At 67.6% G+C, this 1,032-nt stretch carries 1 protein-coding gene; it reads right to left on the bottom strand.

Annotation, left to right across the window (positions count from 1 at the left end; translation table 11 throughout):
- Positions 1 to 741 precede the first annotated feature (741 nt).
- The coding region (locus ACIBK1_RS40595) for a tetratricopeptide repeat protein (RefSeq protein WP_396740964.1) at positions 742 to 1,032 on the bottom strand (291 nt) is incomplete at its 5' end.

Genomic DNA, 1,032 nt, shown 5'->3' with positions numbered 1-1,032 from the left:
GTCTTACCGGGAGCCTCACCTCACCCCAACTCCTCCGGCCGCCTGCCTCCTGCGCCCATCCTGACCAGCATGATCAGGATGAAAATGGCTCAGTGGTTCAGCGACGCGGTGAGGTACCGATGGCGCGCTGATGGCGAGGCGCTGATCCCCGCAGACTGGATCGAGGAGAACTAGCGGTGCCCTTGAGTGCGCGCCAAGCGCAGTCTCCGTGCATATGGGCATCGTGCCGGATGAGAACTTTCTGTACGCAGTTAAAGCGGCCCGCCTACGGCGGCCCGCGTCGCGCGCCGGTCGGCCAGCCGGCCGGGCTGCGGCTCTTCGGCCGGTCCCGGCCGGCGCCACCCGCGCGCTCCCAGCCACCGAGACGGACGCCAGACGATAGAAGACCACCGCGGCCAGGACGACAACCAGGGCGACCCGGTTCAGCTCGCCGAGGCATCCGGAGGGAAGAGCCGCAAGGGGCTCCGCCCCCTGCACCCCCGACCCTCCTCGGAGATGACCTGGGGCGGTGCAGGTGGGAGGTGGTCATCTCCTCGCCGGCCCCCCGAAGGGATGCCAGACCAGCCGCCCAAGGTCAAGCTGTCGAGTGCGGGCAGGACAACCAGCTGGTGCGGAAGGTCACCGGGAGGCATGTACACGCGAACGACGGCTTGACCCCAGGCGTCCGGCCTGGCATGGCTACGCCTGCCCGACGAGGAGATGACGACCAATTGGCCGTCCTGAAAGTGCTCAAGTTTCTCCCTAATCCAAATCGTCACGCTCAAGGATCAACATGCGCAACATGTCCGTAAGTCTCTGGTAAGGCTCCCGGAACCGTTCTGGCTGTTGGACGGCCAGCTCTCGGTAGATGGCGACGGCCTGTGCGGTCACCGGGAGGGCGTCTGCCGGGCGGCCGACCTCCGAGTATGTGATGCCGAGGTTGGTCAGGGATGCGGCGAGGTCGTGGCGGTAGCGGTCGGGGTAGGTCGCGGCCAGCTCTCGCCGGATCTCGACGGCCTCCTCGTCCACGGGCAGGGCGTCTGCCGGGCGGCC

It is taken from the genome of Microbispora rosea, from assembly GCF_044460045.1.
GTDB classification, from domain to species: domain Bacteria; phylum Actinomycetota; class Actinomycetes; order Streptosporangiales; family Streptosporangiaceae; genus Microbispora; species Microbispora rosea.
This window is presented reverse-complemented; position numbering and strand designations above follow the sequence as displayed.